Source organism: Vibrio sp. S9_S30 (assembly GCF_014694455.1).
In the GTDB taxonomy this organism is placed as follows: domain Bacteria; phylum Pseudomonadota; class Gammaproteobacteria; order Enterobacterales; family Vibrionaceae; genus Vibrio.
This window is the reverse complement of record NZ_JAAUWT010000004.1, coordinates 151,427-166,188: the sequence shown is the minus strand read 5'-3', so window position 1 is coordinate 166,188 and position 14,762 is coordinate 151,427. Positions and strand designations below refer to the sequence as shown.

At 44.6% G+C, this 14,762-nt stretch carries 11 protein-coding genes; 7 read left to right on the top strand and 4 right to left on the bottom strand.

All coding sequences use genetic code 11. The features are described from left to right. The first annotated feature begins 123 nt into the window (after positions 1-123). From HC752_RS06360 to HC752_RS06350, 3 genes are all read left to right on the top strand, one after another. Positions 124-651 (top strand): hypothetical protein, encoded by a 528-nt coding sequence (locus HC752_RS06360; protein ID WP_190334297.1) that lies wholly within the window; start codon positions 124-126, stop codon positions 649-651. A gap of 126 nt (positions 652-777) precedes the next feature. Further along, the gene (gene panP / locus HC752_RS06355; RefSeq protein WP_190334296.1) at positions 778-2,424 is read left to right on the top strand and encodes a pyridoxal-dependent aspartate 1-decarboxylase PanP; all 1,647 of its coding nucleotides are present in this window, start codon (positions 778-780) and stop codon (positions 2,422-2,424) included. 360 nt (positions 2,425-2,784) lie between these two features. Further along, complete coding sequence (locus HC752_RS06350) at positions 2,785-3,639, top strand: MurR/RpiR family transcriptional regulator (protein ID WP_101114979.1); 855 nt, start codon at positions 2,785-2,787, stop codon at positions 3,637-3,639. Positions 3,640-3,731: 92 nt separating this feature from the next. On the opposite strand, the gene HC752_RS06345 is transcribed toward HC752_RS06350, so the two are convergent. Then, the gene (locus HC752_RS06345; protein ID WP_190334295.1) at positions 3,732-4,985 is read right to left on the bottom strand and encodes an iron-containing alcohol dehydrogenase; all 1,254 of its coding nucleotides are present in this window, start codon (positions 4,983-4,985) and stop codon (positions 3,732-3,734) included. 301 nt (positions 4,986-5,286) lie between these two features. Here HC752_RS06345 and HC752_RS06340 point away from each other — a divergent pair, with 301 nt between their 5' ends. Together HC752_RS06340 and HC752_RS06335 are read left to right on the top strand one after the other, a co-directional pair. Continuing rightward, entirely contained in the window at positions 5,287-5,550 is a 264-nt protein-coding gene (locus tag HC752_RS06340) for a GrxA family glutaredoxin (RefSeq protein WP_190334294.1), read from the top strand. A 179-nt stretch (positions 5,551-5,729) separates the two neighbouring features. Further along, a complete protein-coding gene (locus tag HC752_RS06335) occupies positions 5,730-7,412 on the top strand; it encodes an aspartate:alanine antiporter (RefSeq protein ID WP_190334293.1) in 1,683 nt (560 codons plus the stop codon). Positions 7,413-7,479: 67 nt separating this feature from the next. On the opposite strand, the gene fabV is transcribed toward HC752_RS06335, so the two are convergent. The 3 genes from fabV to HC752_RS06320 all read right to left on the bottom strand — a co-directional run bounded on the left by fabV (position 7,480) and on the right by HC752_RS06320 (position 11,825). After that, positions 7,480-8,682 carry an enoyl-ACP reductase FabV gene (gene fabV, locus HC752_RS06330; RefSeq protein WP_190334292.1) on the bottom strand — a complete coding sequence of 401 codons (1,203 nt, stop codon included), beginning with the start codon at positions 8,680-8,682 and terminating at the stop codon, positions 7,480-7,482. Between the two features lie 151 nt (positions 8,683-8,833). Beyond that, positions 8,834-11,125 (bottom strand): acyl-CoA dehydrogenase, encoded by a 2,292-nt coding sequence (locus HC752_RS06325; protein ID WP_190334291.1) that lies wholly within the window; start codon positions 11,123-11,125, stop codon positions 8,834-8,836. 73 nt (positions 11,126-11,198) lie between these two features. After that, a complete protein-coding gene (locus HC752_RS06320) occupies positions 11,199-11,825 on the bottom strand; it encodes a TetR/AcrR family transcriptional regulator (protein WP_190334290.1) in 627 nt (208 codons plus the stop codon). 509 nt (positions 11,826-12,334) lie between these two features. Between HC752_RS06320 and HC752_RS06315 the strand changes: the two genes are divergently transcribed. Further along, positions 12,335-12,493 carry a hypothetical protein gene (locus HC752_RS06315; RefSeq protein WP_190334289.1) on the top strand — a complete coding sequence of 53 codons (159 nt, stop codon included), beginning with the start codon at positions 12,335-12,337 and terminating at the stop codon, positions 12,491-12,493. Beyond that, a complete protein-coding gene (locus HC752_RS06310) occupies positions 12,480-14,699 on the top strand; it encodes a hypothetical protein (RefSeq protein ID WP_190334288.1) in 2,220 nt (739 codons plus the stop codon). Before HC752_RS06315 ends, HC752_RS06310 begins: the two co-directional genes overlap by 14 nt. The last annotated feature ends 63 nt before the right edge of the window (positions 14,700-14,762 follow it).

The window sequence follows — 14,762 nt, the reverse complement described above, 5'->3', positions numbered from 1 at the left end:
GCCTCAAATAGTTAGAGATGAAACATTTACCTAAAGCAAACCAACGCTTAAAATAAACTAATCGGGCACCAAAAATGTTAACAACACCATATAGCCTGAAGTCAGACCTTAAAGGAACTCGCAATGAAACGCTTTGCCTTCGCCCTACTTTTAGCTAGCTCATCCACTTTTGCACAAACGGACCAAACACAAACGGACCAGACATTGTGCTTAGAAAAAAAATACGACAGTTATGTCGATGCTTCTTTAATTTGGTATGAAGATCTTGTCTCTTTTACCATACAAGAAAATCCAGCGCTTACCGACGTTGGGCAATGGTTTTTGAACGGACGAAGGAATCACTTCGAACTCAACAGAGAAGCGGTACATTATTATTTGAGCAATGACCCAAGTAAAGTTGCCACTGATAGACCTGTCGAGGCATGGTTAAATCTTGAGCAAAAAGAAATTAAGGTACTCACCTCAAGAAGTGATAAGCTCGGTCAGCTCGCTAAAGTCACCTTCGATGATCGTCAATCTCAACCTCATTCCCAAAACTACGAATTAAGAACTGCGTTTGCCGAACTCTTAAGTCATCCCAAAAAGATCGACAACGCTTTGAACAAGTACAATCAAAGCATCAATAAACTTGAGCAGGAACGATGCCAGTAACATACTGGCACGTCAGGTTAAAGTTTCAACAAACATGCAAAACTGTAATAATAAAGACGGGACTTTGAGCCCATTTTCGTTTAGATTGACCCGCTTGCGAATGTCGAAATATAAGTAAATAAGGTTATGGTATCTGAGAATAAGACAGCAGATGTAAGCTTTGAAAGTTTGCTGAAAATATTTACTGTGCCGGAAGCACCAGACTCAACACTTGGTCACATTGAAAATAAGCTATCGCAAAACTTAAATCAGTTTCTGCGAGAACATATCGTCGCTGAAGAAAAACCCTTAGCCGACATTGAAAAGCAATTCTCTAACCCCTATTTGCCAGAACACCCTCAGTTTGTATCTGAACACACGCAAAGCTTGCTAGACAATTTGGTCTCTCAATCTGTTCATACCTCGGCACCAAGCTTCATTGGTCATATGACCTCAGCACTTCCCTATTTTCTGATGCCGCTTTCAAAGATCATGATTGCGTTAAACCAGAACTTGGTAAAAATTGAAACATCGAAAGCCTTTACCCCCCTTGAACGCCAAGTGCTTGGTATGCTTCACGGGTTGATTTACCAAGAGACGCCTCACTTTTATCAGCAATGGATGCACAGCGCGAACCATTCCCTTGGCGCATTTTGCTCTGGTGGCACCATTGCAAACATCACGGCATTATGGGTGGCAAGAAACAACGCTCTAAAACCGAAAGGTAATTTTACGGGGGTAGAAAAAGAAGGGCTCTTCAAAGCGATGAAGCATTATGGCTATGAAGGTTTGGCTGTTTTGGTTTCCGAACGTGGTCACTACTCCTTAAATAAGGCCGCCGATGTCCTCGGCTTGGGAAGAGATTGTTTGGTTACGGTTAAAACCGACAATCAAAACAAGCTTTGCTCTAGTGATCTCGAACAAAAGATTGCCGACCTAAAACAACGCAACATTAAGCCATTTGCTATTGTTGGGGTAGCCGGAACTACGGAAACAGGCAATATCGACCCATTAGAGGATATTGCTCGGATCAGTCAGGCACACGGTTGTCACTTCCATGTTGATGCGGCGTGGGGAGGGGCAACATTAATGTCTAATAACCACCGCCATTTACTCAAAGGTATTGAATTAGCTGATTCTGTCACGATTGACGCCCACAAGCAGCTTTACATTCCGATGGGTGCGGGAATGGTACTTTTCAAAGATCCAAGTGCTATGGCAGCCATTGAACATCATGCTCAGTACATATTGCGTAAGGGATCAAAGGATTTAGGCAGCCACACATTAGAAGGCTCCCGTTCAGGAATGGCGATGCTGGTTTATTCAAGCATGCATATTATCAGCCGCCCCGGTTATGAATTGCTGATCGATCAAAGTATCGATAAAGCAAAATATTTTGCTTCTCTAATTTCAAAGCAATCCGACTTTGAGCTGGTAACAGAACCCGAGCTTTGCTTGCTCACATACCGGTACGTACCAGAAGTGGCAAAACAAGCGCTTGAAGCCGCAGACGACAAGCAGTTAGACGAGTTGCACGAAGCATTAAATGCGTTAACAAAACAGATTCAGAAGAAACAACGAGAAACGGGCAAAACATTCGTTTCGAGAACGCGATTAAACCCCGAAAAATGGGGCTTTAGACATACCATCGTGTTTCGTGTAGTACTCGCCAATCCGCTTACGACACAAGACATCCTCCAATCGGTTCTTCAAGAACAAAGAGAAATTGCGGCTAAGTTGCCAAATTTGATGACTCAAGTTATTGAGCTTTCAAAGAAAATTTTAGCAAAATAGGGCAAGACAGAAAAATACACAACTCCACACATATTTATTTGAAATTTACAGAAATGAAACTTTCTTTCCACTATTGAAAGTTGATCACAGTAAAATAGGCGTGAATAGCGCTATCTGAGCGGTTTCTCCAACAATTTGATTTCGGAACTGAAATTAAGTTTGAGGCTTGTCATATTATAGACATTTAATTCCCAAATTGCGGGTCTTTTAGTCAACCAACAGACCACCTTAGTTTATACTCGTCTGTATACGCCATTGACCGTCGGCGATCGTTCTGACTCGCTCCTTGAGAGTCCCAGTTTACAGAATAAATGGAAAGATCGGGTCAATGAAGATGTTCTCTATACCTTTGTGAACGCGATGAATACATTAGAAAAAATACAGAAAAATTTGGAGAACTTCAGCAAGTCTGAACGCAAAGTTGCCGAAGTGATCATGGCCTCTCCTCAAACCGCCATACATTCTAGTATTGCGACGCTTGCGAAAATGGCAGATGTGAGTGAACCGACCGTTAACCGATTCTGTCGCCGTCTGGATACCAAAGGTTTCCCAGATTTCAAACTCCACTTAGCTCAAAGTTTGGCGAATGGTACGCCTTACGTAAACAGAAATGTCGAAGAAGACGACGGGCCCGATGCCTACACGCATAAGATTTTTGAATCGACGATGGCGTGTCTGGATGTCGCCAAAAACAGCATTGATTCCATGCAAGTGAATCGAGCTGTCGACCTTCTTACCCAAGCAAAGCGTATCTCATTCTTTGGCTTGGGCGCATCATCTGCTGTAGCCAAAGATGCGCAAAACAAATTCATCCGTTTTAATATCCCAATCAGTTGTTTTGAAGACATTGTGATGCAACGCATGAGCTGCATTAACTGTACAGATAACGACGTTATTGTTTTGATTTCTCACACTGGGCGAACAAAAAGCTTAGTTGAAATAGCCAATCTAGCCCGAGAAAACGGTGCAACCGTCATTGCGGTTACCGCAAAAGATTCTCCACTTGATCGTGCTTCATCACTGTCTATTTCATTAGATGTGCCAGAAGATACGGACGTATACATGCCAATGGCGAGCCGCGTTGTTCAAATGACGGTGATTGATGTCCTTGCTACTGGCTTTACACTGCGTCGCGGCTCTGGGTTCAGAGAAAACTTAAAGCGTGTTAAAGATGCATTGAAAGATTCACGTTACGACAAAATAGCGCAATACTAAGCTATAGGTCCTTAGACAAGGTCAGCAAGCCGCTAAATCAACGGTAGCGACGACTCTCTATTAACTGAAAACGGAGCCTATGGCTCCGTTTTTTATTCTTCTCTTTCAAACTTATCACTTAGAAATTCCACGTTATCCATTTGGGAAGTCCTATGTTGTTCAGAAGCTCGTGTTATTGGGTGAGGGATCCCCCCTGTACATGGGCATACTTTTGACAATATATAGATCAGCCTATCGTAGTTAAGTGGTATTGGGCTGCCTTTTATCGCAACCGAACGCAACGCGTCTTCCGCCACTTGCTCAAACGAAGTATTACATACTCCGAAAGTAGACAGCTTAGGCACTTTGAGTTTATCCAGCATTGCACGAACCCAAATCACACCATCTTCAACATGCGCATCATGCTGTTTCGTTACTATTTGAGCGATTGTTTCGTAGCGAGATAAAATATCGTCTCGCCCAAGCAATTCAGCCGCATGAATGTTTTCTAACATGACGTAAGGGGCTAACTGAGCGGTAATCACGCTATGTGGTGCTTTTAGCTTACCACCCAAAGCAAATGCCAGCCCGTGGGCTGCGCCCAGCTTGGCATTGGTGGTTGCCATTCCACCTAACATTGCAGCAAAAGAAATATCGGATCGGGCTTCTGGATGGTCATCTAAACACGCGGGTAAAATCGCACCTGACAATCTGCGCAGCCCCTCTTCACAGATCATATCCGTTAGAGGGTTCGGATCACCGCAAACGTAGGCTTCCATTAAATGGGTAAAAGCATCCATGGCGCCTCTTCCCGATGTTTGTACGTCCGTACCATACGTTAGCTCAGGATCGACAATAGCAAGATCTGGCAGCATATCGGCGCTTTTTAGGTTCACTTTCACTCGATCTTGCCCAGATCGAAGCACCGCATTTTTGGTCACTTCCGCGCCAGTACTGGCAGTGGTTGGGATGGCGATAAATGGAATCGGTTTCGATTTTAACGGGACATCTCGCCCTACCACTTCAACGTAATCATAAAGATTACCTTGGTTAGGAATAATGGCTGCCAGCGCTTTCCCTGTATCAATGACGCTACCGCCACCAATCGCGACCACCATTTCTGGACGAAACTTTCTTCCTTGCACCGCAATTTCTTCTATCATCGCAATAAAGGGCTCACTTGAAATAGCAACATGATGGAAGCGAATAGATTGCGAATTAAAATATTCAATGATGGGTAAAGCACGTTTTCGGTCTTCACCCGTCACAAGTAACGCACTGTAGCCGTATTGAGAAATAGTAGACAAAGACGATGCAAGCGCACCTTCACCAAATACGATTTTTGTCGAAGTCATAAATTGAAACATATCACCACCTCGAAATATGCACAGTCTTAACGGAGTGCCCGCGATCACCAGCTTGAACACTGATTTACTTCAACTAGCCTTAAAGAATCTTGACCTTAAGCGTTTCGCAACCAACTTTGATTTTAGCAATCCTTTAAATCAAACCATATTAGCCCTATGGCATAATTTGATCTTTGCCGAAAATCACAACTGTACTCAATAAAAATTGATAGACAAAAGCTATTAAAGCAAATGGTTTTTCAAGCTTTATTTCCCTAGGCTATTCAGGCATAGTGGCACCATTAGAACAAAGGAGAAAAATATGTTTGTAGTGATTTTTGGTCGTCCTGGATGTCCTTTCTGTGTTCGTGCGAAAGACCTCGCTGATAAATTGAAAGAAGAGCGTGACGATTTTAACTATCGTTATGTTGATATCCATGCTGAAGGCATCAGCAAAGCTGATCTAGAGAAAACCGTCGGTAAGCCGGTTGAAACTGTGCCTCAAATTTTCGTTGATCAAGACCATGTGGGTGGCTTCACCGACTTTGAAGCCTACGCAAAAGAAAACTTGGGACTTTACGATTAATCTCAAAGCTCTGATTTTATTCAATTGCAGCTCGTTTCGACGAGCTGTTTTTGTCGATATGAATAACTAACAAAGAAATCAAGAAAAAAGGGTATAAAACCCTTATTCCCTTTGACACTTTCAGTTACACTTCACCTTCCTTTTCTATTCTGTCACAGCGATTCCGAGTTAATAGAGCAGTGAACATCGATATCGTCACGTTATTAGAGCAAAACCCTATTTTGCTTATCTTCGTCGTGCTTGCCATAGGGTTAGGCATCGGCAAAATTCAATTTGGTCGTATGCAATTAGGCAGTGCTATTGGGGTATTGATTAGCGCCATACTCATGGGCAATCTTGGTTTTTCCTTCAATGCCGATGCATTAACCATTGGATTTATGCTGTTTATATTTTGTGTTGGTATTGAAGCAGGACCGAACTTCTTCGGTATTTTCTTTCGCGACGGCAAGCATTATTTCATTTTAAGCCTTACTGTACTGAGCTCCGCTCTCGCCATAACGTATTTTGTGAGCCGTTATATCGAGCTTGATTTCGGATTTTCTGCGGGGATGATGGCAGGCTCTTTAACATCAACACCTATTCTAGTTGGTGCTCAAGATGCGTTAAAAACGGGTTTAGCAAGTGTCCCTGCCGATATCACAATGGATAAGGTTCGTGAGAACCTCTCCGTTGGGTACGCCATTGCCTACTTGGTCGGTCTAACCAGTATGATCATACTGGCTAAGTTACTACCCAAATTTCAGAGGCAAAACCTTCAAGATTCAGCCACTCAAATTGCCCAAGAGCGCGGGCTCGATACTTCCGCCCAGAGAAAAGTCTATTTGCCGATAATTCGAGCCTACCGCGTAGGGACAGAGTTAGTGGACTGGTCAGATGGGAAAAACCTAAGGGAATTGGGTATTTATCGCCAAACTGGCTGCTACATTGAACGTATTCGCCGCAATGGCATCCTCGCGCACCCTGACGGCGACGCTATCTTGCAAGAAGGGGACGAAATTGCCCTCGTCGGTTACCCTGACAGCCATGCCCGATTGGATCCCAGCTTTAGAAACGGTAAAGAAGTGTTCGACCGGAATCTATTGGATTTACGTATTGTTGAAGAAGAGATCGTCGTTAAAAGCGACAGCATCGCAGGTAAAAAGCTTTCCGACTTGAACTTGTCCGAATATGGCTGTTTCTTGAACCGTGTGGTACGCGCACAAATCGAAATGCCAATGGACTTAAATATCGTACTTGCAAAAGGGGATATTCTTCAGGTGAGTGGAGAGAAAAGCCGTGTCATGGGGCTGGCTGAGCGAATCGGTTTCATCTCCATTCACAGCCAAATGGCAGACTTGTTGGCGTTTTGTAGCTTTTTCATCTTAGGCATTTTGTTCGGTTTGATCACCATGACGTTCGGGCAAGTTACGTTTGGTTTGGGCAATGCCGTTGGGCTTTTGCTTTCGGGGATTACTCTGGGTTTCCTACGTGCTAACCACCCTACTTTCGGCTACGTTCCCCAAGGTGCTTTGAACATGGTCAAGGATTTAGGCTTAATGTTCTTCATGGTGGGGATCGGGCTAAGTGCCGGTGACAGTATTGTTTCGTACATGTCGAAAGTGGGCCCCCAAATCTTAGGCGTCAGCTTGCTCGTGAGTGTCATCCCCGTCATGATGGCTTATCTGGTGGGTGCGTATGTGCTGAAAATGAACCGAGCGTTGTTGATTGGTGCCATTGTTGGCGCAAGGACATGCGGTCCAGCAATGGACGTTGTTAATGAGCAAGCGAAATCCACGATTCCGGCTCTGGGTTATGCGGGGACTTATGCCATCGCCAATATCCTGATGACTTTGGCAGGTACGTTCTTGATCATCATTACCTAGAAGCTCTTCATTTACACAGTCACAAAAAAGGCGCTCACTGAGCGCCTTTTCTTTAATACACAACTGCTTAGATATCTTGAACGTCGAATTCTACCGCTGGATTGACATCCGCTTCGTAATCCACACCTTCACAACCAAAGCCAAAGAGCTTCAAGAATTCCTCTTTGTATTCAGCGTAGTCCGTCAGCTCTTTCAGGTTTTCTGACGTAATTTGTGGCCAAAGTTCACGGCAATGCTGTTGAATGTCGTCACGAAGTTCCCAGTCATCCAAACGCAAGCGGTTCTTATCATCCACTTCTGGGGCAGACCCGTCTTCTTTGTACAAACGCTCATTGAACATGCGGAAGATTTGCTCCATGCAACCTTCGTGTACACCCTCTTCACGCATCTTCTTGAAGACCATAGCAATGTACAACGGCATAACCGGAATCGCAGAGCTTGCCTGAGTCACAACCGACTTTAGCACAGCAACATTCGCGCTACCGCCCGTTGCATTCAGTTTGTCGTTTAACGACGTTGCGGCGCGGTCGAGATCCATCTTCGCTTTACCTAACGCACCATCCCAGTAAATAGGCCAAGTGAGCTCAGTACCAATGTAGCTATAAGCTACTGTCTTGCAGCCATCCGCCAATACACCCGCTTCAGATAGAGCCTGAATCCACAGCTCCCAATCTTCGCCGCCCATAACGGTAACGGTGTCTTTAATTTCCTGCTCCGTTGCAGGCTCAACACTCGCCTCAATGATTAGATCTTTGTTTGTATCAACCGCTGTCGACGTGTAAGTATTACCAATAGGCTTTAACGATGAGCGAATCACTTCACCCGTTTCAGGAAGCTTACGCACTGGAGAAGCCAGTGAGTAAACCACCATATCGATCTGACCTAAGTCTTCTTTGATCAAATCAATGGTCTTTTGTTTTGCTTCGTTTGAAAACGCGTCGCCATTTAAGCTTTTCGAGTACAAGCCTTCTTCTTTCGCTAGCTTGTCGAACGCAGCAGAGTTATACCAACCGGCTGTGCCTGGTTTTTTCTCTGTGCCTGCTTTTTCGAAAAACACACCAATGGTTGATGCACCACCACCGAAAGCAGCGGCAATGCGTGAAGATAAGCCGTAACCGCTTGAAGAACCAACAACGAGTACGCGCTTAGGGGCATTCTTGATAGGACCTTGTGCTTTCGTATATTCGATTTGTTCTTTTACGTTTGCTTCACAGCCTACTGGGTGAGTAGTGGTGCAAATGAAGCCACGAATTTTTGGTTTGATGATCATATTCATTTCCCTTTAAAAAACGTTGCTAGGATAAAAGTTTACACACCGTTTCGCACCTAATTTCTTACAAAATGAGAAAGTGGTTGGAGCTGTTTGATCAAAAAAACGCTGCATTTCTGCAGCGCTTTTCTAATACAGGGTAATTCGAAGCTTACGCAACGCTATTGAGCGAAATCTCATTGGTTTTGTGGGTGCGCGTTTCGGTCATATCATGGCTAAAGTGATCCACTTGGATTGCCATGTAGCGAAGTTTATCCGCACTTAAGATTTCATCCACTTCGACTTTATTCAAAATCTTATGCTCGAGTGCTTGATCCAGTCGAACATTGAGTGGGGCTTTCTTGTCGATTTTGCCTTCTCTTATGCCTTGGATAACCTTGCGCTCATGCCCTCTTACTTTGTACATCGCCATGAATGCATTTTCCATTAAACCAACAGGATCGTCGTTGTCTTTACCGACATAACATAAGTGAGTCAGGCGATCTCGATGGGCTCCAGGCGTCATAAGGCTGTTCGCAATAGCCATGGCATTGTCGTCCGGTGCTTTTTTGAATCGGTTCCCGAGTGGGAAGACTAGGAAATTTAAGAAATTACCTGCAACCTTAGAGGGGAAGTTGGCATACGCTTCTTGCAACGACTGTGCGGCATGGTAAAGGCAATGAGCCATGGCGTAATGGACGTAATCTAGATCTGACTGCTGTCTACCATCATCCTCGTATTTCTTCAATACGGCTGATCCCATGAATAAGTAGCTCAAACCATCTCCCAAACGAGCGGAAATCATCTCTTTTCGCTTGAGCTCCCCACCAAGTGTCAACATGGCAACGTCCGCGCTTATAGCTAGAGCACGGCTTAAGCGAGTCATGTGCTGATAATACGCTTTCGTTTCACCACTCATGGACGCCGATACGAGCTTAGACCCAGTTAAAGCAGCGCCAAAAGCACCAAACGCATTCTTCGTTGCGTGTCCTATGTGTTTAAAAAGCAGGTTATCAAACTCTTTTGCCCCTTCATTTGAATCTGGATTCGCGGCCGCTTCCATTTCTTTTAGTACATAGGGGTGACACCGTGTCGCACCTTGACCAAATATCATCAGATTACGTGTCAAGATATTCGCACCTTCCACCGTAATCGCGACCGGAATGCCCGAGTAGTGATGCGCAAGATAGTTCATTGGCCCTGTCTGAATCGCTCGACCTGCGTGAATATCCATAGCATCGTTCAAAATATCACGTGCTATTTCGGTCATGTGGTATTTGGCGATGGCGGTGACAATGCCCGGCTTTTCCTTCATGTCCAACGACGTTGTCGTTAACGTACGCGTTGCCTCAAGAAGGTATGTAAGCCCCCCTATTCGCCCCATGGCTTCTGCAACGCCTTCAAACTGACCAATTGACATACCAAACTGTTTACGAACATACGCGTACGCACCCGTCGTGCGAGCGGTTAAGTGCGCAATTGATGTACCTAGTGCTGGCAATGAGATTCCACGCCCCGCGGATAGGCATTCCACCAGCATACGCCAGCCCTTTCCGGCGTATTCGGAACCACCAATCAACCAGTCCATGGGGATGAAAACATCGTTTCCACGCGTCGGTCCATTCATGAAGGCAAGACCGAGTGGATCATGACGCTCGCCCAATTCAACACCTTGGTGATCGGCTGGAATCAGCGCGCAGGTAATCCCCAGATCTGGGTTATCTCCTAGTAATCCTTCTGGATCTTTCAGTTTAAAAGCCAAGCCCAATACGGTCGCGACTGGTGCGAGGGTAATATAACGCTTATTCCAGCTAAGCCGAATACCAAGCACTTCTTTCCCATCATGCTCGCCCATACAAACGGTTCCCTGATCAGGAATGCCACCCGCATCAGAGCCCGCTTCGGGGCCCGTTAACGCAAAACAAGGAATATCACGACCATCTGCCAGACGCGGCAACCAGTAGTCTTTTTGTTCCTGTGTTCCGTAATGCGAAAGCAACTCACCTGGGCCAAGGGAATTTGGCACCATGACACATACTGCGGCACTGATGCTCTTGGTGGCAATCTTGGTCACAATGGTTGAATTGGCTAAAGAAGAAAATTCCCGTCCACCATACTCTTTCGAGATAATCAGTGAAAAGAAACGCTCTTTCTTTAAATAGTCCCAAACCTCTTCAGGAAGATCCCGATCATGTCTGACGATTTGGTCATCGTTCAACATCGAAAGCAACGTTTCCAATTCGTTATCAACGAAGCGTTGCTCTTCATCAGTCAATTCCGGTTTAGGGTATTGGTGCAACATATGCCAGTTTGGCGAGCCGCCGAACAGCTCGCCATCCCACCATACACTGCCTGCTTCCATTGCCTCTTTCTCGGTGTCGGATAGTGGCGGCAGCACTTTTTTGAAGAATTTGAACGCTGGATCACTGACCCATTTTCTTCTTAGTTGTTTTAGAGAGCTCATGTTTCAGTCCTTTTGTTTCTTTATATAACTGATATTTATTCTTGTATTGGGTTAGGTTCTGATGACCTGATTGTTACTTTACGGCAACACCTGCCGCTAAATAGGGTATGAGTTGGTCAATGATGGCTTCTGAGTCCACCTGTTTATCAAAATCATTAAAGGCAATTTCGGCTAATGCCTGGCTTGAAGCCATGGTGAAAACGCACGTTCCTAGAGTAAAGTGTAGCCTCCAGAACAGTGTTTCCGGAGTCAGGGAAGGGTTTGCTTGGCTGACCGAAGAGGTAAACTGAGTCAATACCTCGTCGTAACGCGTCGTAATGAACCAACGTAAATGCCCTTGCACATCGGTATACCCACGCCCAATCAATGACATAAAGCGGCTCGCACCGTTTGGACGTAGCGTATTTAATGAAAGAAGGGGCTGTTTTAGCGTTTGGAAGACGTCCTCCATTGAATAGTCCGCTGTTTGATTTAACTCCGATAGCGCCTTTCCCAAAGCAGGCATGAACGCTTCAAGGTAACGGTTGAGTACCGCTCGGACTAACGTTTTCTTGTCTCCAAAATGATAATTAACAGAAGCCAAGTTCACGTTTGCTTTACTTGTTATGGTTCTTAACGAAGTATCATTAAAGCCATGTTCAGCAAAGAGCGCTTCCGCTACATCTAAGATTTTATCTTTGGTTTTATTCTTTGCACTCATTTTAATCACTCGTATTAAACGCTTGTTTGAAAATATACTCCTCTACCACTAATTTAACAAGACGATAACATCACAAATTCATCACCTCATCATTAAACACTTTTAGATACTGGAGAAATTTAAAAATAATTTGAACTAAATGAAATTTGGTCAGTCCTATCTTACGTAACAAGCAGAGCATTTTGAGTTTAAGGCCGTATTAGACTGATTTTATTCCTGCAACTTGTTACAAACGCTGCTTTTTTCTTTAACTCCTATTTGTATCCGCCCAAACCCTCGTGGTTTGGGCTTTTTTTATCCTCCATACTGGGTTAGTCGCTCCGCATCTAAATATCCACTTATAAGCTCAATAGAACTTTACGAAATCAACCCAATCATTAATTCAACAACATTAAAGCCACAATAATGCATTGTTTATTATATTAAATTTAATTAATTGAGTTTTTGTAATGCCTTCTTGCCACGGCCTTCTATATTTTATTTTGAGGCTTACATTAGGGAGACATTATATGGAAAAAGTCATCGTTGGCGGCTTACTTACCTTAGTTATGGCATTAGGGTTAAGTGGCTGTGACAGCAGCGGTTCCGCAGCTCAATCCCAAACCACTCCGACATCTCAGTTGGTTCTTCCAGAACAATTAGAGGTTGTCACCAATGAAAATAATTAATTTATTACTCGCAAGTAGCCTGACTTTTTCAGGGGCAGGTATGACCGCTTTTGACGATGCAGGAACTGATTATTCGAATGCTAACCAACGCTCACATGTGTGGGTTGAAGCGTTAGAACCCATAGAGCTTGTAAACAGCATTTTGTGTTTTACCACTCAATTCAAGGCAACGAGTTTTGCCAATCAAGGTCCTTATCTTGTTTTAGCGGATGAAGCCGCCTGTTTTGAAAATGAAGATGACGGCTCGACAGGTCAATCTTCTGGTGCTTCGAATACGCCTTCTTATCTAAAAGCCGTCGCCAATGTGACAAGAGCATCCGATAGTGACCCGTTGATAATCAATGTTTGGATACCCAAAATGTCCGGTGGTGGTGGTGACCAAGCCATAAAATTTAAGGCTGAAGTGACCGCTGGCGCTAGCGACAGTAATCCATTTGGTGCATTTACTTTTAACTTCGAACTTTTTGACCAATTGGAGGGCACACAAAACGGAGCGGGCGAAATTGTGGCTACGGATTCACTGGAAAATTCAATCGGGTTTACCTTGTATGAGTCCAGCACAAGAGGGGTAGATACGTATGTTCAAAGTGCAAGTGTGGTGATGAGTGCCGATCGCTCAACAGGAAGTGCCATTACTTCAGCCGATCGCGGAAGCAACAATGGACGTGCATACGCCTTAGCATTTAATGCCAACAATGTACTTATTCAGGATGCAGCAGACATAGACAGCCTCCCCTTTAAAACAGGGAGCAACTCAGGGCAATGTCTGGATAGAACTCAGTTCACTGATTCCGTTCATCGCTATGATCTCTTCAACGCGTCTACTGGAGCAAGTGTTTCGTTAAACAGTGGCTTTTCTTTCCGCTACGATAGCAATAACGATACACAGGTGGATGCCTACGGACATGTTGGATACTGGGGGGTTTGGACCGAAAGCGATACCACGTTACCCAATGGCACAACCTTGGTGGCCGAAGATCATAACACTGGTGTAAACCAAAGCTACACATTGGTTACTGCGCCAGGTCGCTTAATTAAGAATGAAGCGAAAACGCTGGCGTTAAGCAATGCCCGCGGCGTTTTATTTTCATATTGGGATTCCAATGTATACAGCTCAGAATACAATCAATGGGTTGTTAATTACCTAACGGTGAATGAGGACTCTGTGGGGGCTGATGGCTTCTATATCACTGGAGGACTGACTTGGGGAGAAAATGGACAACAAATCACCAACTTCGACATCCAACAGTTAATATCACTATCGGCTGGTGAATCCATTTATATGTGGTCTGACCAACTTGGTGGTAACGTTCAGTATCTCTACGGTAGCAGTGCGCTAACCTTTTTCGAACGAACTTTCATTAACGGCGGTGAAGTAGGGACAGGGGATTTACTGGAATCCGGATCTGTTGCACTTAAGTGTTTTGATCGATGCCCTGTTGGTACACTGAATTTGAGTGACTTGGCAAACTTTGACGGTTCTGGCAGCCCTTATTCTGCGCAAGTCACCAACGTTGCTTCTGCGATTGATTACTCATTCTCTGATTCAGGCAACAATGCACTCACACTCGTTCGGTCAAGTAACAGTGAGCCCGTTCAATACCACTCATCCATTACTCAGCAGCAGCTCAGTAGCTCTCCGTACAGCTGGGGAGTGAGTTCAGGTCCCATGGTTACTAGTGATATTGCTGCCACTTTGACCAATATCTGGGATATTTACGATCCTAGCGTTGTAACAACCTACTACGTATGGGAAACCGGCATCAGTCAGTGGAACCAGCTTTCCACCGTTCGTAATAGCCAAAATAATATTGTTACCTTTGATAAACCAATTCAGTTCAGTTATACGCACAGTGATGGTAATGACCGTTCTGGTAACGCTGGAAACTATGCTGGGCAAACGTTCATGCTGAACTATGGCGGAAACGGCGATTTATGGGGAATTCCTTATGAGAAGCAAGGTAACCAGTATCGTCCTAAGTTCTCTTTGAAAGATGGATCGCTTGTGGGTCCAAACAATATCTATGTTGTCAAGGCAACGGAAATTGAGCAGAAAATGCAAGACGCCACTGGTCAATGTACTGCGCTTACGTTGGAAGATCCGACCGTACCTGTTCCAACCTCCATTTCTGGCAATGCCAATATTGGGGTGATGCCAACGGTTTCGGGTGAACCCTCCGTTATTGCAGGAGAGATTGTCGAATAAACGAAGAGATCCAAACTGAAAAAGCTCAATGCTTGGTTTCTTTACCTTCTGCATTGAGCTTTT